The sequence below is a fragment of the Curtobacterium sp. MCJR17_020 genome, assembly GCF_003234365.2.
Taxonomy (GTDB): Bacteria; Actinomycetota; Actinomycetes; order Actinomycetales; family Microbacteriaceae; genus Curtobacterium.
On sequence record NZ_CP126260.1, the window covers coordinates 1,549,757 to 1,575,829 of the forward strand.

Annotated in this window: 30 protein-coding genes and 1 riboswitch; of the genes, 15 read left to right on the forward strand and 15 right to left on the reverse strand. The window is 72.7% G+C overall.

Going from position 1 to position 26,073, the window contains the following annotated elements; all coding sequences use genetic code 11:
* Positions 1-28 precede the first annotated feature (28 nt).
* Entirely contained in the window at positions 29-1,222 is a 1,194-nt protein-coding gene (locus DEJ14_RS07360) for an acyl-CoA dehydrogenase family protein (protein ID WP_111086865.1), read from the forward strand.
* A 99-nt stretch (positions 1,223-1,321) separates the two neighbouring features.
* Here the strand turns inward: DEJ14_RS07360 and DEJ14_RS07365 are convergent, their stop codons facing one another.
* Both DEJ14_RS07365 and DEJ14_RS07370 read right to left on the reverse strand, forming a co-directional pair.
* Entirely contained in the window at positions 1,322-3,358 is a 2,037-nt protein-coding gene (locus DEJ14_RS07365) for a S9 family peptidase (RefSeq protein WP_111086866.1), read from the reverse strand.
* The gene (locus DEJ14_RS07370) at positions 3,355-4,251 is read right to left on the reverse strand and encodes a patatin-like phospholipase family protein (protein ID WP_111086867.1); all 897 of its coding nucleotides are present in this window, start codon (positions 4,249-4,251) and stop codon (positions 3,355-3,357) included. Before DEJ14_RS07370 ends, DEJ14_RS07365 begins: the two co-directional genes overlap by 4 nt.
* Before the next feature lie 113 nt (positions 4,252-4,364).
* Here DEJ14_RS07370 and DEJ14_RS07375 point away from each other — a divergent pair, with 113 nt between their 5' ends.
* Both DEJ14_RS07375 and DEJ14_RS07380 read left to right on the forward strand, forming a co-directional pair.
* Positions 4,365-5,174 (forward strand): GAF domain-containing protein, encoded by an 810-nt coding sequence (locus DEJ14_RS07375; RefSeq protein ID WP_111086868.1) that lies wholly within the window; start codon positions 4,365-4,367, stop codon positions 5,172-5,174.
* Between the two features lie 41 nt (positions 5,175-5,215).
* The gene (locus DEJ14_RS07380; protein WP_123312988.1) at positions 5,216-5,401 is read left to right on the forward strand and encodes a hypothetical protein; all 186 of its coding nucleotides are present in this window, start codon (positions 5,216-5,218) and stop codon (positions 5,399-5,401) included.
* Between the two features lie 70 nt (positions 5,402-5,471).
* Here DEJ14_RS07380 and DEJ14_RS07385 read toward each other — a convergent pair whose 3' ends face one another.
* Both DEJ14_RS07385 and DEJ14_RS07390 read right to left on the reverse strand, forming a co-directional pair.
* Positions 5,472-6,503, reverse strand: a complete 1,032-nt coding sequence (locus tag DEJ14_RS07385) for an NADPH:quinone reductase (RefSeq protein WP_111086870.1) — start codon at positions 6,501-6,503, stop codon at positions 5,472-5,474.
* 70 nt (positions 6,504-6,573) lie between these two features.
* Positions 6,574-6,936, reverse strand: a complete 363-nt coding sequence (locus tag DEJ14_RS07390) for a winged helix-turn-helix transcriptional regulator (protein WP_111086871.1) — start codon at positions 6,934-6,936, stop codon at positions 6,574-6,576.
* 113 nt (positions 6,937-7,049) lie between these two features.
* On the opposite strand from DEJ14_RS07390, the gene DEJ14_RS07395 reads away from it, so the two are divergent.
* Positions 7,050-7,697 carry an NAD(P)-dependent oxidoreductase gene (locus DEJ14_RS07395; RefSeq protein ID WP_111086872.1) on the forward strand — a complete coding sequence of 216 codons (648 nt, stop codon included), beginning with the start codon at positions 7,050-7,052 and terminating at the stop codon, positions 7,695-7,697.
* 225 nt (positions 7,698-7,922) lie between these two features.
* Here the strand turns inward: DEJ14_RS07395 and DEJ14_RS07400 are convergent, their stop codons facing one another.
* The gene (locus DEJ14_RS07400) at positions 7,923-9,149 is read right to left on the reverse strand and encodes an MFS transporter (RefSeq protein ID WP_284180440.1); all 1,227 of its coding nucleotides are present in this window, start codon (positions 9,147-9,149) and stop codon (positions 7,923-7,925) included.
* Between the two features lie 289 nt (positions 9,150-9,438).
* Here DEJ14_RS07400 and DEJ14_RS07405 point away from each other — a divergent pair, with 289 nt between their 5' ends.
* Positions 9,439-10,296: a LysR substrate-binding domain-containing protein gene (locus DEJ14_RS07405; RefSeq protein ID WP_111087041.1), complete on the forward strand. Its 858-nt coding sequence runs from the start codon at positions 9,439-9,441 to the stop codon at positions 10,294-10,296.
* A gap of 40 nt (positions 10,297-10,336) precedes the next feature.
* Here the strand turns inward: DEJ14_RS07405 and DEJ14_RS07410 are convergent, their stop codons facing one another.
* Complete coding sequence (locus DEJ14_RS07410; protein ID WP_284180441.1) at positions 10,337-11,284, reverse strand: hypothetical protein; 948 nt, start codon at positions 11,282-11,284, stop codon at positions 10,337-10,339.
* A gap of 327 nt (positions 11,285-11,611) precedes the next feature.
* Between DEJ14_RS07410 and DEJ14_RS07415 the strand changes: the two genes are divergently transcribed.
* A complete protein-coding gene (locus DEJ14_RS07415; RefSeq protein WP_111087035.1) occupies positions 11,612-12,580 on the forward strand; it encodes an aldo/keto reductase in 969 nt (322 codons plus the stop codon).
* A 126-nt stretch (positions 12,581-12,706) separates the two neighbouring features.
* Here the strand turns inward: DEJ14_RS07415 and DEJ14_RS07420 are convergent, their stop codons facing one another.
* On the reverse strand, positions 12,707-13,342 hold the full coding sequence (locus tag DEJ14_RS07420) for an NADPH-dependent F420 reductase (RefSeq protein ID WP_111087040.1): 636 nt from the start codon (positions 13,340-13,342) through the stop codon (positions 12,707-12,709).
* Between the two features lie 76 nt (positions 13,343-13,418).
* Here DEJ14_RS07420 and DEJ14_RS07425 point away from each other — a divergent pair, with 76 nt between their 5' ends.
* The 4 genes from DEJ14_RS07425 to DEJ14_RS07440 all read left to right on the forward strand — a co-directional run bounded on the left by DEJ14_RS07425 (position 13,419) and on the right by DEJ14_RS07440 (position 15,258).
* Positions 13,419-13,715, forward strand: a complete 297-nt coding sequence (locus tag DEJ14_RS07425) for a GNAT family N-acetyltransferase (RefSeq protein ID WP_111087034.1) — start codon at positions 13,419-13,421, stop codon at positions 13,713-13,715.
* Between the two features lie 22 nt (positions 13,716-13,737).
* The gene (locus DEJ14_RS07430) at positions 13,738-14,199 is read left to right on the forward strand and encodes a VOC family protein (protein WP_111087033.1); all 462 of its coding nucleotides are present in this window, start codon (positions 13,738-13,740) and stop codon (positions 14,197-14,199) included.
* An 82-nt stretch (positions 14,200-14,281) separates the two neighbouring features.
* Entirely contained in the window at positions 14,282-14,752 is a 471-nt protein-coding gene (locus tag DEJ14_RS07435; protein ID WP_146249865.1) for a MarR family winged helix-turn-helix transcriptional regulator, read from the forward strand.
* Positions 14,749-15,258, forward strand: a complete 510-nt coding sequence (locus DEJ14_RS07440; RefSeq protein ID WP_111087031.1) for a metallophosphoesterase family protein — start codon at positions 14,749-14,751, stop codon at positions 15,256-15,258. The genes DEJ14_RS07435 and DEJ14_RS07440 overlap by 4 nt, the downstream gene beginning before the upstream one ends.
* A 68-nt stretch (positions 15,259-15,326) precedes the next feature.
* Here the strand turns inward: DEJ14_RS07440 and thiD are convergent, their stop codons facing one another.
* The 3 genes from thiD to thiM form a co-directional block, all read right to left on the reverse strand.
* Positions 15,327-16,889 (reverse strand): bifunctional hydroxymethylpyrimidine kinase/phosphomethylpyrimidine kinase, encoded by a 1,563-nt coding sequence (gene thiD, locus DEJ14_RS07445; protein WP_111087030.1) that lies wholly within the window; start codon positions 16,887-16,889, stop codon positions 15,327-15,329.
* Positions 16,886-17,635 carry a thiamine phosphate synthase gene (thiE, locus tag DEJ14_RS07450; RefSeq protein WP_111087029.1) on the reverse strand — a complete coding sequence of 250 codons (750 nt, stop codon included), beginning with the start codon at positions 17,633-17,635 and terminating at the stop codon, positions 16,886-16,888. Before thiE ends, thiD begins: the two co-directional genes overlap by 4 nt.
* Positions 17,632-18,504, reverse strand: coding sequence for a hydroxyethylthiazole kinase (gene thiM, locus DEJ14_RS07455; protein WP_181437686.1), 873 nt, complete (start codon positions 18,502-18,504; stop codon positions 17,632-17,634). The genes thiE and thiM overlap by 4 nt, the downstream gene beginning before the upstream one ends.
* A riboswitch (TPP riboswitch) is annotated at positions 18,493-18,588 on the reverse strand. It overlaps the preceding gene by 12 nt.
* Before the next feature lie 97 nt (positions 18,589-18,685).
* On the opposite strand from thiM, the gene DEJ14_RS07460 reads away from it, so the two are divergent.
* Complete coding sequence (locus DEJ14_RS07460; protein ID WP_111087028.1) at positions 18,686-19,591, forward strand: NUDIX hydrolase; 906 nt, start codon at positions 18,686-18,688, stop codon at positions 19,589-19,591.
* 38 nt (positions 19,592-19,629) lie between these two features.
* Here DEJ14_RS07460 and DEJ14_RS07465 read toward each other — a convergent pair whose 3' ends face one another.
* Entirely contained in the window at positions 19,630-20,868 is a 1,239-nt protein-coding gene (locus DEJ14_RS07465; RefSeq protein WP_111087027.1) for an MFS transporter, read from the reverse strand.
* Between the two features lie 2 nt (positions 20,869-20,870).
* A complete protein-coding gene (locus DEJ14_RS07470) occupies positions 20,871-21,512 on the reverse strand; it encodes a GntR family transcriptional regulator (RefSeq protein WP_220036479.1) in 642 nt (213 codons plus the stop codon).
* 139 nt (positions 21,513-21,651) lie between these two features.
* On the opposite strand from DEJ14_RS07470, the gene DEJ14_RS07475 reads away from it, so the two are divergent.
* From DEJ14_RS07475 to DEJ14_RS07485, 3 genes are all read left to right on the forward strand, one after another.
* Positions 21,652-22,398 (forward strand): phosphotransferase enzyme family protein, encoded by a 747-nt coding sequence (locus DEJ14_RS07475; RefSeq protein ID WP_111087025.1) that lies wholly within the window; start codon positions 21,652-21,654, stop codon positions 22,396-22,398.
* Positions 22,395-23,486 (forward strand): winged helix DNA-binding domain-containing protein, encoded by a 1,092-nt coding sequence (locus DEJ14_RS07480; protein ID WP_111087024.1) that lies wholly within the window; start codon positions 22,395-22,397, stop codon positions 23,484-23,486. The genes DEJ14_RS07475 and DEJ14_RS07480 overlap by 4 nt, the downstream gene beginning before the upstream one ends.
* 155 nt (positions 23,487-23,641) lie before the next feature.
* Positions 23,642-24,598 carry a J domain-containing protein gene (locus DEJ14_RS07485; protein WP_111087023.1) on the forward strand — a complete coding sequence of 319 codons (957 nt, stop codon included), beginning with the start codon at positions 23,642-23,644 and terminating at the stop codon, positions 24,596-24,598.
* Between the two features lie 9 nt (positions 24,599-24,607).
* Here DEJ14_RS07485 and DEJ14_RS07490 read toward each other — a convergent pair whose 3' ends face one another.
* From DEJ14_RS07490 to DEJ14_RS07500, 3 genes are read right to left on the reverse strand one after another with little or no spacing between them, the layout of a single operon-like run.
* Positions 24,608-24,970, reverse strand: a complete 363-nt coding sequence (locus DEJ14_RS07490; RefSeq protein WP_111087022.1) for an RNA-binding S4 domain-containing protein — start codon at positions 24,968-24,970, stop codon at positions 24,608-24,610.
* 40 nt (positions 24,971-25,010) lie between these two features.
* A complete protein-coding gene (locus DEJ14_RS07495; RefSeq protein ID WP_111087021.1) occupies positions 25,011-25,469 on the reverse strand; it encodes a type II toxin-antitoxin system VapC family toxin in 459 nt (152 codons plus the stop codon).
* Complete coding sequence (locus DEJ14_RS07500) at positions 25,466-25,699, reverse strand: FitA-like ribbon-helix-helix domain-containing protein (protein WP_111087038.1); 234 nt, start codon at positions 25,697-25,699, stop codon at positions 25,466-25,468. Before DEJ14_RS07500 ends, DEJ14_RS07495 begins: the two co-directional genes overlap by 4 nt.
* A gap of 76 nt (positions 25,700-25,775) precedes the next feature.
* Between DEJ14_RS07500 and DEJ14_RS07505 the strand changes: the two genes are divergently transcribed.
* Positions 25,776-26,033, forward strand: a complete 258-nt coding sequence (locus tag DEJ14_RS07505; RefSeq protein ID WP_181437685.1) for a hypothetical protein — start codon at positions 25,776-25,778, stop codon at positions 26,031-26,033.
* The last annotated feature ends 40 nt before the right edge of the window (positions 26,034-26,073 follow it).

The window sequence follows — 26,073 nt, forward strand, 5'->3', positions numbered from 1 at the left end:
TTTTCGAGAATGATGCATCGTTGGTTCCATGTCAACGCTGACGCCCACGACGGGCCTCCTCGAATCGGACTTCTACGGCTTCCAACAGCAGCTGACCGAGCCGGAGCGCGCGTCGATCGGGCGACTCCGCGAGTACCTCGAGCGCGAGGTCGCGCCCATCGCCGACGGGTACTGGGCACGCGCCGAGTTCCCGATGCAGGTGATCGCGCCCCTCGCCGAGCTCGGCATGTACGGGCCGGGGATCCCGCTCGTTCGCCAGTTCGAGAACTCGGCGGTCTTCCGCGGGTGGGCGGCGCTCGAGCTCGGACGCGTCGACGCCAGCGTCGCGACGTTCATCGGTGTGCAGTCGGGTCTGGCGATGAACTCGATCGCCGTCGCCGGAAGCGAGGAACAGCAGCGCGAGTGGCTGCCGCGCATGGCCGCCGGCGAACTCATCGGGGCGTTCGGCCTGACCGAACCGCTGTCCGGCAGCGACTCCGCCCGTGGCCTGCGCACCACCGCACGCCGCGACGGCGACACGTGGGTGCTCGACGGTGAGAAGCGCTGGATCGGCAACGCCACGTTCGCCGACGTCGTCGTCATCTGGGCGAAGGACGTCGCGGACGAGCAGGTGAAGGGCTTCCTGGTCACCACGGACACCCCCGGCTTCACCGCCACGAAGATCGAGGACAAGATCGCGCTGCGCGGCGTGCAGAACGCCGACATCGTCATGCAGGGGGTGCGGGTGCCGGAATCGCGTCGGCTCCAGCGCGCCGACTCGTTCCGGTCGACGGCCGAGGTGCTCCGCCTGACCCGCACCGAGGTGGCCTGGCAGGCCGTCGGCATCGCGGTCGGCGCGTACGAGGCAGCTCTTTCCTACGCCCGCGAGCGGATCCAGTTCGGCAAGCCGATCGCGTCGCACCAGCTCGTGCAGGACCTGCTCGTGAAGTCGCTGTCGAACATCACGGCCTCGATCGCGCTCTGCACGCAGGCTTCGGCCATGCAGGACGCCGGCGTCGGGGGTGACGAGCACTCCGCGATGGCGAAGGCGTTCGCGACCGCGAAGATGCGCGAGACCGTCGGCTGGTGCCGCGAGGTCCAGGGCGGGAACGGCATCGTGCTCGACAAGGGTGTCGCCCGGTTCTTCGCGGACGCCGAGGCGATCTACTCGTACGAGGGCACGCGCGAGGTGAACACGCTCATCGTCGGGCGGGCGATCACGGGCCAGGCCGCGTTCGTCTAGCGCGGGCCGACTCGGGTCGGTCGGGCGGATCCGACTCGGAACGACGTTCTCGATGTCGCGCGACATCGATCATGTCGTTCCGAGTCGATCATGCCCGCGCTACCCGAGCAGTTCCGGCTGCTCCCACTCGTGGCCGAGCACGTGCTGCCCGAGGAACGCGAACACCGTCTCGTACCAGACCACGGCGTGCTGCGGCGAGAGCACCCAGTGGTTCTCGTCCGGGAAGTACAGGAACCGGTGCGGCATCGTGCCGTCATCGGCCGCGTGGTGCTCGGCGAGCTCGGACCACAGTCGCAGCCCCTCGCCGATCGGCACCCGGTAGTCCTTGTCGCCGTGGACCACGAGCATCGGTGACGTGATGTCCGCCACGAAGCGGTGCGGGTCGTTGGCCTCGATGCCGGCGGCGTCGAAGATCGACGACCAGTACTGCGAGGAGTCCGTGGTGCCGTTGAACTGGTCGAGCGCCCACAGGCTCGCGTGCGTGACGATCGCGCGGAACCGGTCGGTGTGCCCGGCGACCCAGTTCGCCATGTAGCCGCCGAACGAGCCGCCCATCGCCGCCGTACGGGTCTCGTCGATGTCCGCTCGGGCCTCGACCAAGTCCGTGATCGCCAGCAGGTCGGTGTACGGCGCCTGCCCCCACGCGTTCCAGCCACGGTTCACGAAGTCGAGCCCGTAGCCGGTCGACAGTGCCGGGTCCGGCAGCAGCACGGCGTACCCGCGCGCCGCCAGGAGCATCGGGTTCCACCGCCACGACCACTGGTTCCACGAGTTGAGCGGTCCGCCGTGGATCCAGAGCAGCAGCGGGTGCGGCCCGTCGCCCTCCGGCACGACCAGCCAGCCGCGCACGCGCGCGCCGTCGGCCGCGGTGGTCTCAACCTCTTCCAGGTGCGCGGGGACCTCGGGCAGGGGCGCGGGCGTCGCGAGCGGGGTCACCACGCCGTCCGTCGCGATCCGCACGGGGTGCAGTGGTGCCGCCCAGGAGGCCCGGAGCGCCACGACCGCTCCGGTCGCCTCCGCCACGCGCAGGCTCGAGTACGCCCAGTCGTCGTGGGTCAGCTGTTCGACGGCTGCGCCGTCGAGCGGGATGCGGAACACGGGTGCCCGGCCGTCCTGGTCGGCAACGGCGAGCAGTGCCCGGTCGCCGTGCTCGAACACGAGCTCGCTCGGCCAGCGGTCCCAGTCGGTGGCGATGCGGCGCGGGTCCGAGCCGTCGATGCCGGCGGTCCAGACCTCTTGCTGGTTCGCACCGGCGGGGGTGGAGCGCACCGTCCGGACCCACGCGATCGTGCGACCGTCGTGGCTCAGCGCGGGCATCTCGTGGTCGACGTCGACGTCGTCGAACAGCACCGTGCGGTGGCCGCTGGTGCAGTCGATCGTGACGAGCGTCGATCGGTCCCCACGGGCCTCCCGGACACCCACGGCTGCCAACAGGACGGAACCGTCGGGCGTGAGTGCCCCGGCGACGTGGTCCAGCGACCGGCCGGGCGCCGGCGTGCGGTCGACGGGCTGCGCGAGTTCGTCTGATCCGCCGGCCGTGTCGAGTGTGAGGACGTGGGTCTGGTCCGGGCCGAGGTCGTGGTCCCAGTACCGCACCGGGTACGTCTCGTGCAGGATCGCGCGGACCTTCTTGTCCGTGCGGGCCTTGCGGAGCTCGGCGTCGGTGTCGAGCACGGTCGCCGGGTCAGAGCCGGCACCCGGCAGCAGGTCGGCGGTGAGCGCGACGGTGTCGGCGGCCGCAGCGGTCGCCAGGACGCCGCCGACCCCGCCGGTGAGCCGCGTCAGAGGACGGGCTTCACCACCGGTCGCCGGGAGGACCCAGAGCTGGGCGGCCTCGACGTCGGTGGCGTCGGCGTCGGGGCGGGCGGAGACGAAGAGCAGATCGCCGCTGCGGGTGAAGGCGATGCCGCCCTCGCCCTTCGCGGAACGGGTGAGGCGGACCGGGCTGGCGGTGGGTCCATCCGCGTCGACGGTCGGGGTCGCGGGCACCTGCCAGATCGAGCGGCGGTACCCGGTGTGGTCCGGGTCGAGCGCACTGACCGTCAGGGCGACGCGCTCACCGTCCGGGCTGATCGCGATCCCGTCGACCCGGGGGAGCGCGATGTACTGGTCGAGGTCGGAGAACGGCGTCGTCATGCGTTCACGCTCACCAGGTCATCGGCCCAGAACGCGGCGATCTGCTCGGCGACCGCTGTGCCCTGGGCGCGGCCCGCCTCGGCCGAGGGTGCCTGGGTGGCCAGCGAGAGCGAGTTCGTGCCAAATGCTTCCTGCGCGGTGCTGTCGGCCACGACGACCTCGACCGAGCTGCCGCCGGCGCGGAGTGACTCGACCGCGACGTCGAGCCACGGGCCGACCGGCGACGGTCCCTCGGGACCGCAGGCGATGACGAGGACCCGCTCGTGTCCGGCGGCGGCGTCGGCGTTCGTGCCGGAACGGACGCCGCCGTCGACGTACGGTCGGCCCTCGATGCCGACGGGCGACCAAACGAAGGGCACGGAGCAGCTCGCCGCGACCGCGCGGGGGAGCGGGACGCCGTCGGCCGCGGTCAGCAGTCGGAACGTGCCGTCGGTGGCGTCGACCGCGGTGATCGCGAGCGGCTTGGCCGGCCACTCGGTGGACGGCAGGGTCTCGGTGAAGGTCGCCACGCGCTCGTCGTCGGTCTGTCCGTCGGTGACCTGCTGGGCGGCGAGGCCGAGGCGGGCGCGGGCGTCCTGCTCGCCGGTCGCCCCCTCGAGCGCGGCACCGATCCTTTGCTGGACGGCGTCGGTGTCGATGGCCGGCGGCTCGACGTAGGTCGTCGGTGCGGGGGTGTGCTGCTGGTCGTACGCCTGCTGCACGGCGCCGTTCCGGACGAAGGCGCCGACGACGCTGCCGGCGCTCGTGCCGACGACCAGGTCGGCAGCATCGAGGTCGACGCCGGCGTCCTGCAGCGCGGTGAGGACGCCGACCTCCCAGGCGATGCCGGCGACACCTCCGCCGCCCAGGACGAGGGCTCTGGATCCGGGAACGGGCGTGCTGGCATCGGTCATGGGTCTTGCTTACCAGCTGCGTGCGACGGGCCGGTGGAGGCCGACAGATCCTGTGGAGAACCGACCTGTGGACAACTCCGTCTGCGTCGGTGGCGTGACCTAGCGTCGTGGTCATGGGGCAACAGCGTTCAGGACGGGTCGGCACGGTCGGGTGGCCGATCGTGGTGGCGGCCGCGCCCACTGCGGCGTTCCAGCTGCCGAACCTGTTCGTCACCCCGGCGGTCCGACTGTCGCTCGTCGTGTTCGGGCTCGTCGTGCTGGCCGGGGCTGTGGCGGTGCAGGTGGTCCGGACCCGACGCAGCGATGCTGCGCGGGCGGTGGCCGAGGAGAACGCGACCGCGGCCGAACTCGAACAGTCGACGGCGGTCCGGTACGCGTTCGGCCAGATCGCCACCCGGCTCGTCCGGTTCACCGAACTGCCCCGTTCCGAGCGCCACGGCGAACTCTCCGTGATCGCCGACCGGGTCGCGGTGGCCCTGGCGTTCTACCTGCTGCCGAAGGTGCCCGACGTCCGCGCCAACGTGTACCAGCTGTCGACCGATCTGCGTGCGCTCGAGCCGATCGGTCACGGGGGCGCCGGCGACACCGCCGGGGTCTTCCGCGCGGGCACGCCCTACGGCGACCGCAACCTCGAGTGGGTGCTGGTCGGGGGATCACCCCGGATCGTCGGCGACCGCTCGGCCGACGTCGACGTCGACCAGGACGCGCCGGGCTTCGAACCGCGCTACTCGTCGTACGTCTCGGTGGTGATCCGGTCCGACCAGTACTCGTTCGGCATGCTCACCGTCGACTCCCCGGTCCCCGACGCCTTCACCGATCTCGATGCCAAGAACATCGCGATGATGGCGTCGTTCATGGCCGTGGCGTTCTCGTTGACCTACTCGTTCCCCGAGCGCGACCGCAATCCAAGGAAAGGCCCGTGATGCTCACACGCTCTGTCGGACGCTCGACGTACGATGCCCTCATGACGACCGTGAACCCTGCTCCGCCGTCGTTCGGGCGTGCCCGGATCTCATCGCCGAACTGGAACGACACCACCACCGACGCCGACTACGAAGACCTCGACGTCATCGCCGCCAACATCGAGCGCGAGCGCGAAGCAGCCCGGATCCGGGTCGCCGCAGCCATCGCCGCGCGCCTGGGTCGCTGACCCTTCCCGCATCGTCCACGACGAACGGCTCCCACGTGTGTGGGAGCCGTTCGTCGTCTGGGCGTCGGGGCTACTGCGCCTCGGGCACGTCGATCAGCACCTTGCCGACGGTGTCCTGCTCGACGGCGTCGTGCGCGTCCGCGGTGCGGGCGAGGTCGAAGCGGGTGAGCGGCAGACCCGCGTCCGCGCCGACCGGCAGCACGCCGTCGTGCAGCGCCTCGGTGACGTCCTCGGCTGCGGCGGCCAGGGCCTCGTCGCCGATCGTGTAGAGCAGCAGGAACTGGTAGCGCGCGTTGACGCTCATGTTCGGGCGGATCGGCAGCGTGGCCTCGTCGCCGCCGTTGTTCGCGTAGATCGACACGACGCCGTGGTTCGCGAGGACGTCGGCGACCAGCTCGGCGTTCTGGGGGATCGACACCTCGACGACGATGTCGACGCCGTCCGGCGCGATCTCGCGGATACGAGCCGCGGCGTCGTCCTGCCGGTAGTTCACGACGTGGTGTGCGCCCGCCGCGGTGGCGAGTGCGGCCTTGTCGTCGGAGCTGATGGTCGTGATCACCGTCGCGCCGGCCCAACGGGCGAGCTGGATCGCCGCGTGCCCCACCGCTCCGGCACCACCGGCGACGAGCACCGTGACGCCGTCGAGCGCACCGGGGCCGAGTCGTGCGGGGCCGTCCTCGTGCGTCGTGAGGGCGCGGTGCGCGGTCATCGCCGGGACCCCGAGCGAGGCGCCGATGTCGAAGCTGGTCTCATCGGGCAGGCGGACTGCTCTGGTCTCCGGCACGACGGTGTACTCCTGTGCGGTGCCGGTCGGGCGCGAGGCGGCCGCCATGAAGAGCCACACGCGGTCACCGACGGCGAGGTCCTCGACACCCGGGCCGACCGCGTCGACGACACCGGCGCCGTCCTGGTTCGGGGTGACCTCGGGGAAGGGCAGGCCGTCGCCGTAGGTACCGCCCGCCCGGGCCTTCCAGTCCGTGGGGTTCACGCCGGAGACGACGACGCGGACGCGGACCTCGCCGGCGCCGGGTTCGGGGACGTCCCGCTCGACGAGTTCGAGGACGCTGCTGTCACCGGGCTTCGTGTAGACGATCGATCGCATGTCCCCAGGCAACCACTCGCCGCCGTCGGGGATTCCGAGTGTGGCCCCGCGCACGCCCGCCCGCGGCGGCTCAGCGCGCGTCGTACTCCACGCGCGACACCGCGACGTCGTCCATGTGGGACGTCGCCCACGCCTCGAGCGGCTCGAGCACCCGGCGGAGCGACCGCCCGCGATCGGTGAGTTCGTACTCGACGTGCGGCGGGATCTCGGGGAACACCGTGCGGGTGACGAGTCCGTCCCGCTCCAGGGCCCGGAGGGTCTGCGTGAGCATCTTCTGCGACACACCCTGTACCCGGTTCGCGATCGCCGAGTACCGTTGCGGCCCGTCGGCGAGGGTGCCGATCGTCAGCACACTCCACCGGTCACCGATGCGGTCGAGCAGCTGTCGGCTGGGGCAGTCGGCCGCGTAGGGGCTGTACTCGAGTGCTGACATCCTGGCCTGGTCTCCCTGACGAACGAGCTTCGTTACGCACCGTGAGGTGCCTACTTACTCAAAGAGAGTAACTCTTGTACGGTGAGCAGCACCAGCCCCACGAAAGGAACAGCATGACCAACATCGTCGTCTTCGGAGGCACCGGCTACGCCGGCTCCGCCATCACCCGCGAAGCCCTCTCACGTGGCATCGCCGTCACCGCCGTCGCGCGCGACACGAGCAAGCTCGACGCCGCCGAGGGCCTGACCCTGGCGCAGGGAGACGCCTTCGACGCCGACTTCGTGGCCGAGGTCACGAAGGACGCGGACGTCATCGTCGTCGCACTGCACGCGGTCCAGGCCGACGGCAGTGAGCTCAAGGACAAGTTCCAGCACTTCGTCGACGCTGCGGCCAGCGCCGGTGCGCGTCTCGGCATCGTGGGCGGCGCCGGTTCGCTGCTCGTCGCCGACGGTGGACCGCGCCTGTTCGACTCGGCCGAGTTCCCGGACGCGTTCAAGGGCGAGGCGAAGAGCCACGCGCAGATCCTCGACGCGCTCCGTGCCTCGGACACCGACGTCGACTGGTTCTACGTCAGCCCGGCCGCCGGCTACGGCAGCTACAACCCGGGCGAGCGTCGTGGCACGTACCGCACGACCGACGAGGTCCTGCTGACCGACGCCGACGGCAACTCGGACATCTCCGGCGACGACTTCGGCCTGGCCTTCGTCGACGAGATCGCGAACCCGGCGCACCACCAGGCCCGTTTCGGCGTCGCCTACTGAGGCAACCGCTCGCGGGACGGGACGGGACGCGCGTCGCGGGGCCGCCCCGAGCCTCCCGCCCGTCCGGACCGCGTCCGCGCCCCGTCGCGGGCATTGCGCCCCTGTGAGTCGGGGCGCGACGCCCGCAACGGGGCGCGACGCGTCCGCGCGCAACGCGTCCGCGCGCGACGCGTCCGCGCGCGACGCGTCGGCGCGCAACGCCTCGGGCTGCGCCCACCCCTCCGCTCAGTGGGCGACGATGGCCGGCAGCGGCACGTGGTGGCGCATGCGCACGGCGAGGTGCAGGCCTCCGCGGCGGGCGAGCACGAGCGCGATCACGGCGGCGGCCGCGGCGGGCACCCCGCCGGCGACCATCATCCCGACGTGCGCCCCGAAGTGGTCGACGACCTGGCCCATGAGCGGCCCACCGATCGCCTGACCCCCGAGCAGCACGAGCACGTAGAGCGACATCACCCGGCCGCGGATCGCCACGTTCGACGACAGCTGCACGAGCGAGTTCGACGCGGTCTGGAACAGCAGCTGCGACATCCCGACGGCGACGAGCGCCACGGTGAACGGCGCGATCACGGGGATGGACCCGGAGACCACGAGCAGCACCCCGGTCCAGAACACCCCGCCGACGATGGTCCGGAGGCGCACGACCGCCCGACGGGTGGAGAGCAGGGCGCCGACGAGCGCACCGATCGCCACGGCCGAGTTGAAGACGCCGTACCCGGCGGCGCCGACGTCGTACACCTGGGACGCGAAGGCCGACAGCAGCACGGGCATCGTCAGCGCGAACACCGAGAAGAACGCGACGAGGATCACCGGCACGATGATGGTCGGCTTGTTCACGGCGTACCGGAGCCCCTCGATCAGCTGCCCCTTGCCGCGGGGTGCCGGTGGTGTGCGGTGCAGCTCCGAGACCTTCAGGAACCCGAGCGTCACGACGACGGCGACGCAGGCGATCGCGTTCACGCCGAACGACCACCCCGCGCCGACCGCCACGAGCAGGGCCCCGGACAGCGCCGGGCCGATCATGCCGCCCAGCTGGAACACCGACGAGTTCACGCTGATCGCGTTGCGGAGGTGCTGGTGCCCGACGATCTCGGTGACGAACACCTGGCGAGCCGGGTTGTCGATCACGGTGACCATGCCGACCAGGAACGCGATCACCCAGATGTGCCAGGCCTCGACCACCCCGGCGAGCGTCAGCACGGCGAGCAGCGCGGACAGCACCGCGAAGGCACCCTGCGTGATCATCATCAGCGCGCGCTTCGAGAACCGGTCGACGAGCACGCCGCCGAGCAGCCCGAACAGCAGCATCGGCGCGAACTGGCAGGCGACGGTGATGCCGACCTGCGCGACCGAGCCGGTCAGCTGCAGGACGAGCCAGTCCTGGGCGATGCGCTGCATCCACCCGGCGGTCATCGCGACGAGGTTGGTGGCCGTGAACAGCCGGAAGTTCGGCACGGACAGGGCGATGAGGGTGTGGCGCCAGGGCGGGCGGGTCGCCTGGATCGGGAGTGGTTCGGTGGGCGGGGGAGGGTCGTCGATGACGCACTCACGGTGAGGGGTTCTCCGGACGTCGTTGCGGATCTGGTACCCCAACGAAACTACGTGGCCGGACGCCATTCGACACCCCTATGGTGGCTATCAATCCATTGCGATGTCGAATGACCGCGCGAACGACCGCGCGAACGACCGCGCGAACGACCGCGCGAACGACCGCGCGACACTCGCGCGAACGAACGAGGTGCCCGTGCTCGATCCGGTCCTGCTGCAGACCTTCCTGGCCGTCGCTGAGACGCAGAGCTTTACGCAGGCTGGTGCCCGCCTCGGCATCAGCCAGCCCACCGTCTCCCAGCACGTCCGGCGGCTCGAGACCGCCGTGTCCCGCACGCTCGTCGCCCGCGACACCCGTGGCGTCACCCTCACCGACAACGGCGACGCGATGGCCGGCTTCGCCCGGACGATCCTCGCGGCGCACGCCACCGCGGACGCGTACTTCTCGGGCTCGGCGACCCGTGGGCGCCTCCGGTTCGGTGCGGCCGACGACCTGGCGATCACGCAGTTGCCGCGCATCCTCCGCGACTTCCGGCGGCTGCACCCGCAGGTGAACCTCGAGCTGACGGTGAACCAGTCGTCGCCGCTCCTGCGCCGGGTGCACGCCGGCCAGCTCGACCTGGTGTTCATCAAGCAGACCGCAGGGGAGTCCGCCGAGGGGACCCGGGTCGCGACCGATCAGATGGTGTGGATGGCGCAGGACGGCATCGCGGTCGAACGCGACGAGCCCGTGCCGCTCATCGCGTACCAGGCCCCGAGCATCAGCCGGCAGATGGCGATCGACGCCCTCGAATCAGCCGGCCGCACCTGGCGGATCACCTGCAACACCCGCGACGTCAACGGCGTGCTGGCGGCTGTGCGGGCGGGGATCGGCGTGGCGGTGTTCCCGCACTCGCTCATCCCGGCGGACCTGGTGAAGGTGTCGCAGCGGCTCGGGTTGCCGGACCTGCCGGCGGTCGACTACGTCCTCATCGCCAACCCGACGGTGCAGCGCGGGCCGATCGACGCCCTGACGAACGCGATCCTGTCCCGCGGGGTCGTCCGGGCGGTCTGACCGCGCCAGCCGACGGCCGGCCCGGAGACGGACGCGCGGGCTACGGCGCGAGGGTCGGGGTCGTCCCGGTCCCGGTCAGGTCGGGCAGCGTCACCCCTGCGAGCGGCAGCAGCGCCGCCGCGACGGCCCACAGCAGCACGAGCGTGCCGACGCCACCGAGCACGGCGCCGAGCAGCGCGACCGGCCGCTGCCACGTCGCCGCACGGTCGCGCAGCGTCACGAGCGACACCACCAGCGCGAGGAGTCCGAGCACGACGCCGACACCGTGCACGGTCGCTGGCGCGGTGAACCACCACGCGGCGAGTCCGAGCGTCGCGATGCCCGCCACGGCGCCCAGGACCGCTCCCGGGGTCGCACCGAGCGCACGGCGCGGCTCCGGCTGGGCGGCTGCGGCCACAGGCTGGTCGAGCAGTTCGGTCGGGAGGCCCGGCTCGGCCCCGACGGACGCGCTCGCCTCCGCCACGGGTGCGGTCGAGGGCACGGTGGCGTTCGTGGCCGCGGGTGCAGCCGCGGACGCCGGCGCCTGCAGGACCGCGTCGAAGGACCGCACGTGCGCGGACGCGGGCGTCGGTGCCGGGGTCACGGCGGTGGCGGCGGCCTGCTGGTGGGCGAAGCGGCGCGGCGTGCGGAAGCCGATCAGGCCGACGGGTTCGGGTTCGGTGCCCTCGACGACGACGTGCTCCAGGCCGGGCACGGAGAACCGCGGCTGTCCGGCGGAGGGCACGGGCGACGGTGCGGGGGCCGGTGCGGTGCGGGGAGCGGCGTCGATCGGTGAGACCGGGGCCGGTGCGGAGGCCACGGCGGCGGTGTCGAACGGCACGGTGTGCACGGTCGGCGAGGTCGGGGCCGGCGGCAGGAGGTCCTGCTGCGGCGGGTAGTCGGGGACCGTGACGTCGTCCTCGACCAGGGCGGCGATGGACGCGGGCACCGGCGTCGACGCTGCGTCCGGGGCGAGCGTGGCCGTCGGCTGCGGGGCGGAGCCGAGCACGGCGGTGGGAGCGGCGCGCGCCGTGGGCGGGGCGCGACGTGGCGGGGGTGGGACGGGCCTCCTGGCCGGTGCTCGCTGCGGAGTCAGAGGCGACCCGCCGGGCGGACGCGGCCGGTTCGACGGACGGGAGCCGCTCAACGGACGCGGCCGGTTCGACGACCGGTGCGGTCACCCAGGACGGGACGGGACGGCGCGGCCGTTCCGAATCCTGCATGCGATGCGACGCCACTGCGGTGCTCCCTTCGTCGACTGATCCATCGTCAGTTCTAGCGGCAACGGTCGCGGATGTCGCAGCCCCAGTTCCGGGGTCGCCGGTACGTTCGGGACATGACCGGAATCGAACACCGTCCACTGGGCCCCTCGGGGCTCGTCGTCTCCACCGTCGGCCTCGGCTGCAACAACTTCGGGCGGCCGGGGACCGCCTCCGAGTCGCAGGAGGGCACCGACGCCGTCGTGCGGGCGGCACTCGACGCCGGGGTCACGCTCTTCGACACGGCCGACATCTACGGCGGCCGGCCCGGCATGTCCGAGGAGATGCTCGGCCGGTCGATCGCGGGACGGCGTGACGAGATCGTGCTCGCGACGAAGTTCGGCATGGACATGCAGGGCGCGAACGGGCCGGACTGGGGTGTGCGCGGGTCGCGGCGGTACGTCCGGTTGGCCGTCGAGTCGTCGCTCCGTCGCCTCGGGACGGACTGGATCGACCTGTACCAGATGCACCGTCCCGACGACGTGACGCCGATCGAGGAGACGCTGTCGGTCCTCGATGACCTGGTCCGCGAGGGCAAGATCCGCTACGTCGGCCACTCGAACTTCGCGGGGTGGCAGATCGCCGAGGCCGAGCTGACCGCGTCCATCGCCGGCACCACGGCGTTCGTGTCCGCGCAGAACGAGTACAGCCCCCTCGCCCGTGCCGCCGAGGCCGAGGTGCTGCCGGCCGTCCGCGCCTACGCCCTCGGGTTCCTGCCGTTCTTCCCGCTGTACAACGGGCTGCTGACCGGCAAGTACACGAAGGCCGGGGGTCCGGCCGACGGGCGCCTGTCGACGTCGAAGCCGCAGCTGCTCGAGGACGCCCCGTGGGACGTGCTCGACGACTACCAGCGGTTCTGCGACCACCGCGGCGTCACGATGCTGCAGGCGACGTTCGCGTGGTTGCTCGCGCAGCCGGGGTTGTCGAGCGTCATCGCCGGTGCGACGAAGCCGGAGCAGATCACGCAGAACGTCGAGGCCGGCACCACGTGGGACCCGACCGAGGACGACATCGCCGACATGACGGTGATCTTCGACCGGGCGTAGGCGGGCCCGCCGGGCCGCGGGCCGCCGGGCCCGAGTCTCGGCGTGAGCGACAGTTCTCGCGGCTGTCGGCCCGAGGACTGTCGCCCAGCCCGAGTCTCGGGTCGGCGGGGCCGAGACTCGGGGGAGTCAGCGGGTCGCTGCCTGCAGGGCCTCGCGCAGCTGGTCGGCGGTCAGGCGCGGGCCGTAGCCGGGGGTGTCCCGCTGGATGCGCCAGCCCTCGGCGAGGGGTCCGGCGTCGACGACGTCGAAGCCGAACTCGTCGATGAGGTCCGCGGTGACCTGCTTCGCCTCGGCGTCGTCGCTCGCGACCACGAGCGCGCGGCGGTCCGGGGTTCCGGCCGGGGTGGCGTGGCCGGTGAGGTCCGCGGCGCCGATGTGGTTGAACGCCTTGACGACCCGGGCGCCCGGCAGGTGGTCCTGCAGCAGCTCGGCGGTCGTCGTGGACTCGTCGTCGAGCGCGGCGATGTGGCCGTCGCGCTCCCAGTAGTAGTTGTTCGTGTCGATGACGACCTTGCCGACGAGCGGCTCGGACGGGATCGTGTCGATGGCGGCGAGCGGCACCGTCACGACGACGACCTCGCCCGCGGCGGCTGCTTCGTCGCGGGTGGCCGCACGGGCCTGGTCGCCGAGCTCGGCCACCAGGTCGGCCAGGGTCTCGGGGCCGCGCGAGTTCGCGATCACGACCTGGTGACCGTGCTGCACCGCGAGCCGTGCCAGTTGGGATCCGATGTTGCCTGCGCCGATGATGCCGATGGTCGTCATGGTGTCCATCCAACGCTCGGCGGCCACGAGCATTCCCCTCGGAGCACGCGCGCCCCGGGCGGAGCATGATGGCGGCATGGACCACGAGTTCCGCGACGAGACCGACCAGGACCGCTACGCGATGTACGTCGGCGGCGAGCTCGTGAGCGTGCTCGACTACCGCGAGAACGGCGACGCGATCGCGTTCCCGCACACGTACACGGTGCCGAAGCACCGCGGGCACGGCTACGCGGCCGAGCTCGTCGAGTACGCGGTCGCCGACGTCGAGACGAACTCGACGAAGCGGGTCGTGCCGATGTGCTGGTTCGTCGGCAAGTGGTTCGACGAGCACCCCGAGAAGTCAGACCTGCTCATCCGCAGTGCCGCGGACTGAGCCGACGCGAGAAGAGCGCCCCATGCCCACCATCACCCCCTTCCTCTGGTACGAGGACCAAGCCGAGCAAGCCGCCCGGTACTACGTCGACCTGTTCCCCGGCAGTTCGATCGACAGCGTCGCGAAGACCCCGGACGGCGCGACCCTGGTCGTCGAGTTCACGTTGCTCGGGCAGCCGTACCGGGCGATGAACGGCGGCCCAGGGCACCCGCACACCGACGCCGTCTCGTTCCAGGTCGACGTCGACACGCAGGACGAGCTCGACCGCATCTGGGACGCCCTGCTCGCCGACGGCGGGAAGCCGAGCATGTGCGGCTGGTTGTTCGACCGATGGGGTGTCGCCTGGCAGGTGACCCCGTCGATGATGGGCGAGCTCATGACCGGGTCGGGCGACCCCGAGGCGAACGCCCGTGTCTTCCAGGCGATGATGACGATGCAGAAGCTCGACATCCCCGCGCTCCGGGCCGCAGCTGCAGGTCACTGAGCCCGAATCTCGCGTACCGACCGGTATGGTGTCGGCACAGAAGACCGCCGGCCGGCGCCGGCACCGAAAGGCTGGAGCCACGATGGACCACCCGAGCTCCGGGATCCGCAACAGCGAGATCGGCCGGGCGTACACCGAGCTCGCCCGGATCACCCGACGTGCGAGCATCCGTGCCCGCGGATCCGACCAGGCGCTGAGCGTCGTCGACCAGTCCCTCGTCGACTTCGTGGTGCAGCACCCCGGCTGCATGGCCATCGACATCGCCCGGTACCTGCGCCTGAACCGCTCGACGATCTCGCGGCAGCTGTCCGGGCTCCTCGCCACGAAGCTGATCGAGACGACCGACGGCGGCACCGGCAACGCGAAGCCCCTCGTCGTGACGGACGCCGGTCGCACCGCGCTCGAGCGCTCCGTGCAACTGCACCGGGATGCGCTGGAGGAACGGCTCGCCGGCTGGTCCGACGACGACATCGCCCTGCTCGCCGGACTGCTCGAACGGCTCGGTGCCTCGGACGAGGCCGGACTGCCGATGCCCGGACGATCCTCGACGTGACCACGTCGTTCGTCCTGCTCTCCGACACGCACCTGCCGAAGCGGGCGAAGGACCTGCCTTCGGCGCTCTGGGCCGACGTCGACGCCGCCGACCTGGTGGTGCACGCGGGGGACTGGGTCGACCTCGCCACCTTCGACGCCGTGCAGGCCCGATCCCGCCGGTTCGAGGGCGTGCGCGGGAACAACGACGGCCCCGAGTTCGACGAACGGCTGCCGCTCGTCGCGCACTTCGCGGTCGAGGACCTGCGGTTCGCGCTGGTGCACGAGACCGGTGCGGCGACGGGCCGGGAGCGCCGGATGGCCGCCGAGTACCCCGACGTCGACGTGCTCGTCTTCGGGCACTCGCACATCCCGTGGGACACCGTCGCGCCGTCCGGGCTGCGGCTGCTCAACCCCGGCTCGCCGACCGATCGCCGTCGGCAGCCGGACTTCACGTGGATGCGCGGCACCGTGACCGGCGCGGACCTGGCCGTCGAGCTCGTGCGCCTGCCGCCGCCCCCGCGCTGACGGACCCGCGGGTGCCGAGACTCGGGCCAGGCGACAGTTCTCGGGCCCGGGGCCGCGAGAAGTGTCGCTCACGCCGAGACTCGGGCCCCCGGAACCGTCAGCGGCATCGCGAAGAACGCCAGCTCCCACTCGGTCGAGCGGCGGAACGCCCGCGCCATCCGGCCCCGCTCGGACGGGGTCGCGGCTGCCGCCATCTCCTCGACCAGACGCGTCGCCTCGGCACTCGACGCCGCGAAGCCCGGGTCGCCGTAGGCCGTGATCCAGTCCGCGAACGCGTGCCCGTCCGGCGCCGCTCCGAGCTGTGCGCCCACCCAGGCGTAGACCCGGAAGCAGGGGAGCACCGCCGCGGCGAGCACGGCCGCCGACCCGGAGTCCGCCGCCTGCTGCAGGTGCGCGAGGTACCCGGCGCACGTCGGGTGGACGGGGTCGTCGGCGTGGGTGCCGGCGAGGCGTCGGTGGTGCAGGTCGCGGGCCTCGGCGGCGCACCCCTCGGAGGCCGCCGCCCAGAAGGCGGCAGCCGCAGGACCACGACCAGCGCCGTCAGCCGCAACGCCGTCAGCCGCAGCGCCGGGAGCCGCAGGGCCAGCGCCAGCACCAGCGCCAGCAGCGCTCGCCGCCAACGCCGCCAGGTGCTGCTCGTAGGCCCGCAGGTAGTGCACGTCCTGTGCGAGGTACCCGGCGAACACGTCCGCGTCGAGCGTCCCGTCCCGCAGCCCGACCAGGAACCCGCACTCGATCGTCGACCGCAGCACCGAGCTGACGTCGGACCACCACACGTCGGTGAACCGGGCCACGGGCAGCAACGCTCGGACCACGGCGCCGTGGTCGATCGGCCCGTTGCCGGAACCGACCTCCAGGGCATCGGCTCCCCGCAGGGCCGCCGTCAGCCAGGGCTTCGCCACCCCGACCGCGAGCTCCCAGTCCCCGTGCCGGGCAGCGAGCGTCGCGATCGCACTCGACAGGGAGCACCCGGTGCCGTGCGTGTTGGCCGTCGCGACGCGGGGAGCGATGAACCGCCGAGCGGACCCCGACGGCGACACGAGCACGTCGTCGGAGGTCGGCCCCTCGTCGTGCCCGCCCTTCGCCAGCACGAGCACGTCCCACGTCGACGCCACGAGCCGCGCAGCGTCCAGGACCGGCAACGACGCAGGCGCGGCACCAGCAGCCGCACCAGCCCCGGCCCCCGCCAGCTCCGCCAACACCTGCAACTCGGCCCGGTTCGGCGTCACCAGGTCGGCCAGCCCGAACAGCGCCCCCATCGCCGAGGCGGCGTCCTCGTCGAGCAACCGGTCACCACTCGTCGCGACCATCACCGGGTCCACCACGACCACGGGCGGCCGGTGCTCCCGCAACCAGTCCGTCACGACGCGGACGACCGGTGCCGTGCCGAGCATCCCGATCTTCACGGCGTCGATCGTGACGTCGTCCGACACCGCGTCGAGCTGCTCCCGCAGGAACGCGACGTCCGGCACGTGCACCGACCGCACCCCGTGCGTGTTCTGCGCGACGAGGGCGGTGACCACGCCCATGCCGTACCCGTCGTGCGCGGCGATCGCCTTGAGGTCGGCCTGCAGTCCGGCGCCGCCCGTCGGATCGGTCCCGGCTACGGCCAGGACGCGCGGGACGCTCACGACTCCGCCCCGTGGTGCGACGAAACCCCCGACGGGAGGAACGGATCGCCCGCCGCGAGCCGCCCCGGCTCCGCCCCGTGGCCGGGTCCAGGTCCCCACGCGGCCACGTACGCGGCCGCTGCGGACCCGGGATCGGCCGCGGCGCAGATGCCCGACACGATCGCGACCCCGGCGGCGCCCGCTGCCCGGAGCGGCGCGACGTCGTCGAGGGTCACCCCGCCGATCGCCACGCACGGCACGTCCGTCACCGCCGCGAGCCGGGCGAACCCGCCGTGTCCGAGCGCCGGCGGGTGGTCGGCCTTCGTCGTGGTGGGGTGCACGACCCCGACGCCGAGCAGGTCCACGGTGCCGAGGGGCAGGCGGGCGACGACCGCCAGGTGCTCCGGGGTGTTCGCGGTCAACCCGATGTGCGCATCCGGCCCGAGCAGGGCACGAGCAGCGGTCACGGGGACGTCCGACTGGCCGAGGTGCACCCCGGCGACCCGGTGTCCAGCGTGCCGAGCGGCGAGGGCGACGTCGAGTCGGTCGTCGACCACGACGGCGGCCCGGTCGCCCACGGCGTCGGCCACGGCACCGGTCAGCGCCAGGAGGTCCCGTGCCGAGGCGTCCTTGTCCCGCACCTGCACGATCCGGACCCCGGCGTGCACCGCGGCGCGCACCACCCCGAGCACACCGACACCGTGCCGGTCGGCCAGCGTGCCGTCGGTGACCAGGTACACGCCGAAGTCCTCCGGCAGCCCGCTCATGCCGGCACCACCAGGGACGCAGGTTCGGCCTCGACCGTGATCCGGGCCTCGCGGACGACGTCCTCGGGGGTGAGCGACGCCAACCGGTCGAGGAACAGCGGTTGGAAGGTGCCGGGGCCGCCGGCCTCGCGGGCGGCGAGCTCCGCGGCGATCGTGTGCACCGCGGTCGCCGCGACGGCGGCTGCGCCGGCGTCGTCGGGCGCGACCGACGTGAACGCGGCGACGACCGCGCCGAGGGCGCACCCGCCCCCGGTGATCCGCGTCAACAGCTCGGTGCCGTTCGCGACCCGCACCACACCGGTGCCCGGCGCGACCAGCAGGTCGACGGGACCCGACACGGCCACCGCGGCCACGAGCCTCCCGGCCGACTGACCGGACACGGCGTCGACCGCAGCCGCACGGGCGTCCTCGGTGCCCACCGTGCTGTCGACGCCGCGGCCACCGGCCGACGTGCCGAGCAGGGCGAGGACCTCGGAGGCGTTGCCTCGCAGCACCGTCGGGTGCAGCGCGAGCAGGTCGCGGGCCAGGGCGGTGCGCACCGGCAGCGAGCCGACCGCGACGGGGTCGAGCACCCAGGGGGTGCCGGTGTCGCGGGCGGCGTGCGCGGCCTCGAGCGCCGCGACCCGGGGTTCGGCGTGCGGGGTGCCGGTGTTCACCAGCAGGGCGTCGGCGACCCGGGCGAACGGTCCCGCCTCGGTCGCCACGTCGACCATCGCGGGCGAGGCCCCGAGGGCGAGCAGCACGTTCGCGGTGACGTTCTGCACCACGGTGTTCGTGATGCACTGCACCAGCGGGCTCCGGGCACGGACGGCCTCGAGCAGTTCGGCGGTTCGGTGGGCCCAGGCAGGGGAGGGCGCAGCGGTTTCCATGGACGATCCCTTCGCGAGTACGAGCTCGAGCAGGTTCGACGGGTGTGATCTCAGCCGCTGGTTGCGGCACCCCGTGTCTCGATCGACACCGTACACGAGCAGCTGCGCCGTGCCACGGCTCGTCGTCTCCGGCCCCGTCGTCTCCGGTCACATGCCCTGCACCGTGTGACAGGGTTGGTGTGTGCCAGACTCCACGCCTCCCGGACCGCCACCAGGCCCCCGCGACCCCGGCGACGCCTGGGCGGTCGGTCCTGATGGCACCAAGGCCTGGGGACTCTTCGGCGCCGCGGGGCTGCTCGTCGACGACGGCGCCGGACGCGTGCTCCTGCAGCACCGCGTCGAGTGGAGTCACCACGGCGGCACGTGGGGCATCCCCGGCGGCGCACGCCACCAGGGCGAGGACGCCGTCACCGGAGCACTCCGCGAGTCCGCCGAGGAAGCCGGTGTGCCGCACGACGGCGTCGACCTGCGCCACACGGCACTGCTCGACCTGGGGTTCTGGACCTACACGACCGTGGTGGGGCGTGCCGCTCGGCCGTTCGAACCGGTGATCGCGGACCGCGAGAGCCTCGCCCTGTCCTGGATCCCCGTCGACGAGGTCGAGGACCTGCCGCTGCACCCCGGGTTCGGGAGGTCGTGGCCGGCACTCCGCGCGTCCCTCACCACCGCTCCGCACGTCGTGGTCGACGCGGCGAACGTCGTCGGCAGCGTGCCCGACGGCTGGTGGAAGGACCGGGCGGGAGCCGCTGCACGCCTGCTGTCGTCGGTGACGGCGCTCGCCGTGTCCGGGGTGACCGCCGACGTGCTGGCGCTGCCGTTCGCCCGGTGGTGGCCGCGGTGGACGGTGGTGCTCGAGGGCGAGGCCCGGGCGGCCTCCGGGTCGTCGGACGGCGCACTGCCCCGAGCACTCGACGTCGTCGCAGCGCCGGGTTCGGGGGACGACGCCATCGTGGACGCCGCTCGTGCCGCGGTGGAGGCCGGCGACGGTCCCGTCGTGGTCGTCACCGCGGACCGGGAGCTCCGTGCCCGCGTCGAGGCGCTCGGTGCCGTGGTGCACGGGCCGTCCTGGCTGCGCGACCGGTTCTAGCGGCGGACGACCCTGCGGCAGGCCCTCGCGCGCCGCGCCTACGCCGTCGGCAGGTACCGCCGCGACGACACGAGCACCGCGCACCACGACACGACGCCGAGCCCGACGATCACCCAGAGGACGACCGGCAGCGCCACGACGTTCGCGATCGCCGCGATCACGGCCGGCGCCAGGAACCCCGCGTACGCCGCCGCGTAGAACACCCCGGTGAGTCCGGCCAGGTCGCGGGATCCGGCGATCCGCTGCACCTCGAGCAGCGACGACACCAGTGCGAGCCCGATCCCGACGCCGATGACGACGTTCGCGACGAGTCCGACCACGACGGACTGCAACTCGATCGCGACGACGACCACGGCGATGCCGGCGGTCATGCACGCGAGGGCCGTCGTGAGCCCGCGGGCCGAGGTCAGCGAGTGCACGCGCCGCGCGAGCGGCTGGACCGCACTGGACACCCCGAGTGCGACGACGGTCGCGGCGGTGGCGAACAGCAGGCCCCACGCGCCGGTGGCTCCGGTGAGCCGGGTCGGCAGGTAGCCGTACCCGATCGCCGCCGAGCCGAAGATCCACGGGGCGGTGACGAGCACCACGCGGGTGAACCGTCGGTGCCCGGCGCTCGGCACCCGCAGCTGGCGCCACCACGGACCGGGGACCCCGCCGCAGCGGTTGGTCTCGGGGGTGCGCCAGACGACGACGGCGAAGGGCAGTGCGACGACGATGTGGACCAGGAAGGGCAGCACCTCGGGGATCGGGCCCCACTGCGCGATGAGCCCGGCCACCAGCGCCCCGGAGGCCGAACCGAGCGTGAACGCCAGCGAGGCCCGGCGGGCACCGGACCCGGCGTCGGCGGTGGGGTCGAAGCGTCCCTGCGACAGCTCCTTCACCCAGCTGTTGCCGACGGCCATCGCGATGCCGACGGTGATGCCGGAGAACAGCCGTCCGGCCGCCAGGAACCCGGGGCCGAGTGGTCCGAGCGCGAGCAGTCCGCTGCCGACGACGGCGGAGACGATGGCGGCGAGCATGAGGGGCTTGCGGCCGTGCCGGTCGGACAGCGACCCGGCGACGAGCAGCGCCGGCGCGAGTCCGAGCACGTAGACGCCCAGGAAGACGTTGACGACGACCGACGAGTAGTGCTCGCGGCCCTCGTACATGAGCAGCAGGGGCGAGAACTGGTTGCCGCCCCACGAGCAGACGAACACCGCGCCCCACACCGCGACCCAGGGCAGCACGCGCGCCGAGGGGACGGACAGCGAGCCGGTGGTGGGGATGCTCCCCGTCACGCTCACAGGGCACCCCGGTGCGAGGCGACGTGGGCGTGCAGGACCTCGGCGTAGCGGGCCGCGTCGCCCGCCGCCAGGGCTGCCGCGAGGGCTCGGTGGTCGTCGAGCGAGGCCTGCAGCTGCGACGGCTGCACCCGCATCAGCTGGTGTCTCAGCCGGTTCTGCCGGTCACGGAGCGTCTGCGCGAATCGCACCGCGATCGCGTTCCGCGACGCGCCGATCACCGCACCGTGGAACGCCGCGTCGACCTCGATGAACCGGTCGACGTCGCCCGTCGCGACCGCCTGCTCCTGCTCCGCCAGCATGGCCTGGAGGCCCGGGGTGACGTCCGCCACGCGGCCGTCGGTCACGACTCGGCTCGCCGCCGTGGCCTCGATCGCCTCGCGCATCTCCAGCACGTCCGCCGCCTCGTTCGGGGACATCGGGCGCACCACCGCACCCTTGCGGGACTCCAGGGTGAGCAGGTCCTCGGCTGCCAGGCGGAGGAAGGCCTCGTGCACGGGGGTGCGGGACACCCCGATCTCCTGGCACAGGGCGTTCTCGCTGATCGCGGTGCCACCGGGGATGTCGCCGCGGATGATCGCCCGTTTGACGTGGTCGTACGCGCGGTCGGATGCGGCCTGTGTCGTCGTGTGCTGCTCCACGGTCGTCGATCGTACGCCCTTGCATGCAACGCTGCATGCCGTCATGTGACGTGTTGTTCACACCACCGGGTCACACGGGGCGGCGCACGTCGATACGCTGGCCGGACGTCAACGGAGACGCACACACAGGAGGTTCCCCATGGAGCGGATCACCAGGGCCGACGACCGAGTCCACCGCCCGGCCGGGCCGTGGACACCGACCGTCCACCGGCTGCTCGCACACCTGCACGAACAAGGGTTCGTCGCGGCACCGGAACCGATCGAGCACGGCGACACCCTCGAGACGGTGTCGTTCGTCCCCGGGGTCGCGGGGGAGTACCCGTGGACCGAGGACGTCGCGAGCGAAGCCGCTCTCGTCACGAGCGCCCGACTGCTCCGGCAGTTCCACGACGCCGCAGCCACGTATCCGCTCGACGCAACACGCGACCTCTGGTCACAGGCGGTCCGCGCCCCCGTCGAGACGATCGTGCACGGCGACTTCGCCCCGTACAACTGCGTCTACGACGGCATCCAGGCCGTGGGCCTCATCGACTTCGACACCGCACACCCCGGCCCCCGGGTCTGGGACGTCGCGAGTGCGGTGTACCGGTTCGCCCCGTTCACCACCGGCGCCGTCGAGGGCGCGACCGCCCCGGACCTCGACGACCGGCTCGCCCGCGCCGCCGAGTTCTGCCGCGCCTACGACCTCGACGACCGCTCCCGCAGCGTCCTCGCCGAGACGATGACCGCGTCCCTCGTCGCGATGGTCACCACCATGGAGACCGAGGCCGCCGCCGGCAACCCAAAGTTCGTCAGCGACCTGGCGCACGGTCACGCCGACCTGTACCGGGCCGACGTCGCCTACATCGAGCAGCACGCCGACGCCATCGCCGCCGCCGTCGCGTGACCCCGACCCCTGCGCAGCTCCGCACCCTGCGGCTCGCCGCGCAGGGGATCGCCGTCCCCGGTCCCAGTCCCACTGCGGCCGTCGAACGGATGACCGCCGTGCAGGGGCAGGACCTCGGCCAGGTCCTCTGGGCGATCGGGGTCCGCGCACCCGGGGCCACCCGTGACGACGTCCGCGCCGCCTTCGACCGCGGCGAGCTCGTCCGCTCCTGGCCGATGCGGGGCACCCTGCACGCCATGCGACCCGACGACCTGCGGCTCCTGCTCTCCCTGACCGCCGAACGGACCCTGCGCAGCATCGCCCGACGTGCCACCGAACTCGGCATCGACCAGCCCCTGCTCGACCGAGCACGGGACACCACCGTCGCCGCACTGTCCGGCGGCCGCGCCCTCGTCCGCGATGAACTCTTCGACGAGTACCGCGCTGCCGACATCGACCCCACCGCCGGCCGTGGCTACCACCTGCTGCTGCAGCTCTCGCAAGAGGGACTCGTCGCCTGGGGTCCCACCGCCCGCGTCGGCCAGGGACTCGTGCTCCTCGACGAGTGGGCACCGGCGCTCGCCGAGGTACCCGACCGCGACGAAGCACTCCGCCGGGTCCTGCTCGGGTACCTGCGCGGCCGGGGCCCCGCGACCGAGGCCGACGCCGCCAGCTGGACGAAGCTCCCGCTCGGCGACCTCCGCCGTGCCCGAGCCGCCGCCGGCGACGCCGTCGAGGACCTCGGCGACGGACTCCTCGCGCTCGCCGACCGTCCCACCCCCGGGGGCACGCCCACCGGCCACCTGCTGCCCGGGTTCGACGAGTACCTGCTCGGGTACGCCGACCGCTCCGCCCAGCTCGACCCCGCGCACGCCGACCGGGTCGTCCCGGGCGCCAACGGGATGTTCCTGCCGATGGCCGTCGTGCGCGGGCGGGTCGTGGGCACGTGGAGGCGGACCGAGCATGCCAGCGGGGTGGCCGTCACCGTCACACCCTTCGCGGCACTCGACGTCACATCGGTGCGCGCGCTCGAGGCGGCCGCCGCCCGGTACGCGCGGTTCCTCGACGCGCCCGTCGCGTTCGGGGTGGTGGAGGCGACCAGCCGCTGACCGCAGCTTCCCTCGCCAGCTCCACCGCACCTCTCCCCACCGGCACGGCCGACCCGCCGCTGGCGCGTCGGTCCGGAACCGACGGCGTGGGCCCAGGCCGTCCCCAGCAACCACGCGGCGGACTCGTACCCTGCCTCGGGTAATGTCGCAGGGCCATGACCGACAGCCCGGCCGACGCCACCCCGTACGAAGTCCTCGGCGTCCCCGCGACCGCCGACGACGACGCGCTCCGCCGCGCCTACCGGCGCGCCGCCCGCGAATCCCACCCCGACCTCGGCGGCGACGCCCAGCACTTCCGCCGCGTCCAACTCGCCTGGGAACGCATCGGCACGCCCGCAGCACGCCGCGCCTACGACGCGGGCTCCCGCGGCGCGTTCAGCGGCAGCGGCGCCGGCCCGTTCGGTTCGTCTGGTTCGTCCGCCGGGAGGCCCGACACCGGTCGCGACGCCTACGCACCCCCGTCAGCCCGTCGCGACACCCGCCCCCGCGCCCGGTCCCACGGACACCCGGGCGGACGCTCCCGCGAGGTCTTCCTGCAGGCAGAACGCGAATGGGTCGGACTCGGCGACCCCATCGAGGACCCCTACGACCCCACCCTCATCCGGTCCGCGCCCCGACACATCCGACGGCTGCTCGGCGAGGCGCTCGCCGAAGAGGCGACCGCCTCGATCGTCTCGGACATGGGCATCGGCGTCACCGTCTGGCACGACCTCGACGCCGGGGCCGAGGGCAAGCTCGACCACGCCGTCCTGACCCCGAGCGGGCTCTGGGCCGTCGAGTCGATCGACTGGGGAGCACCCGTCCGGATCGAGCACGGCGACATCGTCGGGGAGACCCTGGCGCCCGGCGAGCGTCCGGTGAAGGAACTCGTCCGAGCCGCCCGTGCCGTGCAGAAGCAGACCCGGGTGCGGTTCACCGGCCGGCTGCTCGTCGTGCCGGACTCCGCGGTCGAGGTCGACGTGCAGCTCGTCGGCTCCCCGAAGAAGCCCACCGCCCTGGTCGTCCGCCGCAGTGCGCTCGGGCAGGTGCTGAACGGCGTGTGGTCCCCGCCCGGATCGGTCGACGTGTTCGAGATCCGCGACCGCCTGCAGCAGACCGTCCGCTTCGTCTAGCGACGGGCGTCAGTAGCCGCGGAGCTTCTCGAGGTCGCGGCGCTCCCGCTTGCTCGGGCGTCCGGCGCCGCGTTCGCGCATCGGGACGAACCCCGCCTCTTCCTTGGACAGCCGCGGTGGGGTCTTGTCCTCGAAGTGCTTCGCGGCCTCGGGCGCGCTCGTCCGCTTCAGGATGATGCCCGTGACGACGACGATCCGGTCGAAGCCGTTCTGCCGCACCCGGACCTCGTCGCCGGGGCCGATCGGCTGCGCGGGCTTCGCGCGCTCTCCGTTCACCCGGACGTGCCCGGCCTTGCACGCGGCGGTCGCAGCGGAGCGGGTCTTGGTGATCCGCACCGCCCAGATCCAGCTGTCCACGCGAGCCTTGGCCATCCCCTCACTCTAGGCGGCCCCGCGCCTACTCGCTCTGCGCTCAGACTGGGTCGATGCCGGGCGACGACGTGCCGGCCGGGTCGTCGTTCCACGGGTTGATCAGGTCGATGCCCGTCCCGGTGAAGTCCTTGGTGTTCCGGGTCGCGCACGTGGCGGCGCGTGCCCGGCAGATCGCGGCGATCTGCGCATCGGCAGTGGAGATTGCCTGACCTGCTCGGAGGCGACCGGTGACGATGTCGGCGTAGTGCTCCGCGGCGACGGTGTCGAACGGCAGGATCGCGCCGCGGGACGCGTACGTGTCGAGGACGATGTCGATCGCCTGGCCGAGCGCAGCCTTGCGCCTGCCGTCGTCGAGTCGCCGCACGCCGGCGAGGAGTTCTCCGACCGTCACTGACGTGATCGCGACGTTGCCGGTGAGGGTGGTCACCCACTCGATGACGTCGGGGTCGGGTGCCGGTCGGAACAGTTCGGAGACGACGTTGGTGTCGAGGATGATCATCCGAAGTCCGCCATGCGGGCTGCATCCCCTCGGGCGGGGATCGGGAGCGACTCGACGCCGCCCACTGTGCGGCCAGCGTTGAGCATCGCGACGCCGATGTTCGTCGATTCGGTGCCACGTGCGATGAGCTCACGTGCCTCAGCCTCCATGGAGTGGCCGTGCAGCCGAGCCTGCGCGACGAGGCGCGCCTTCACCGACGCGTCGAGTTCGCGGATGACGATCGATACCATGTCCACCTCCCGTTGATATCGCTGATGCTAGCACCGGCGCCTGCCAGCGACGCCGGGCGGCCCCTACGCTGGGCGGGTGAGCACCGGGGAACAGGCAGCGATCGCGCGGGCCCGTGCGCTCGGCGTGCTGCACGATGCCGTGATCGGGGACCGGCTCGTGGTCCGGGCGCACCACGGCGACGGCGCACAGGACGCCCTCGGGGACCTCGTCGCCCGCACCCCCGACACCGTGACGATCGCCACCCGCCGCGGCCCGGTCGACGTCCGGCTCGACGACGTCGTCGCCGCGAAGCCCGTCCCACCGCCCCCACCCCCGCGCGCGCCCCGCCGCTGACCTCGCACCGTGCGAAGCGCACGCACGCACCCGCCCGCGC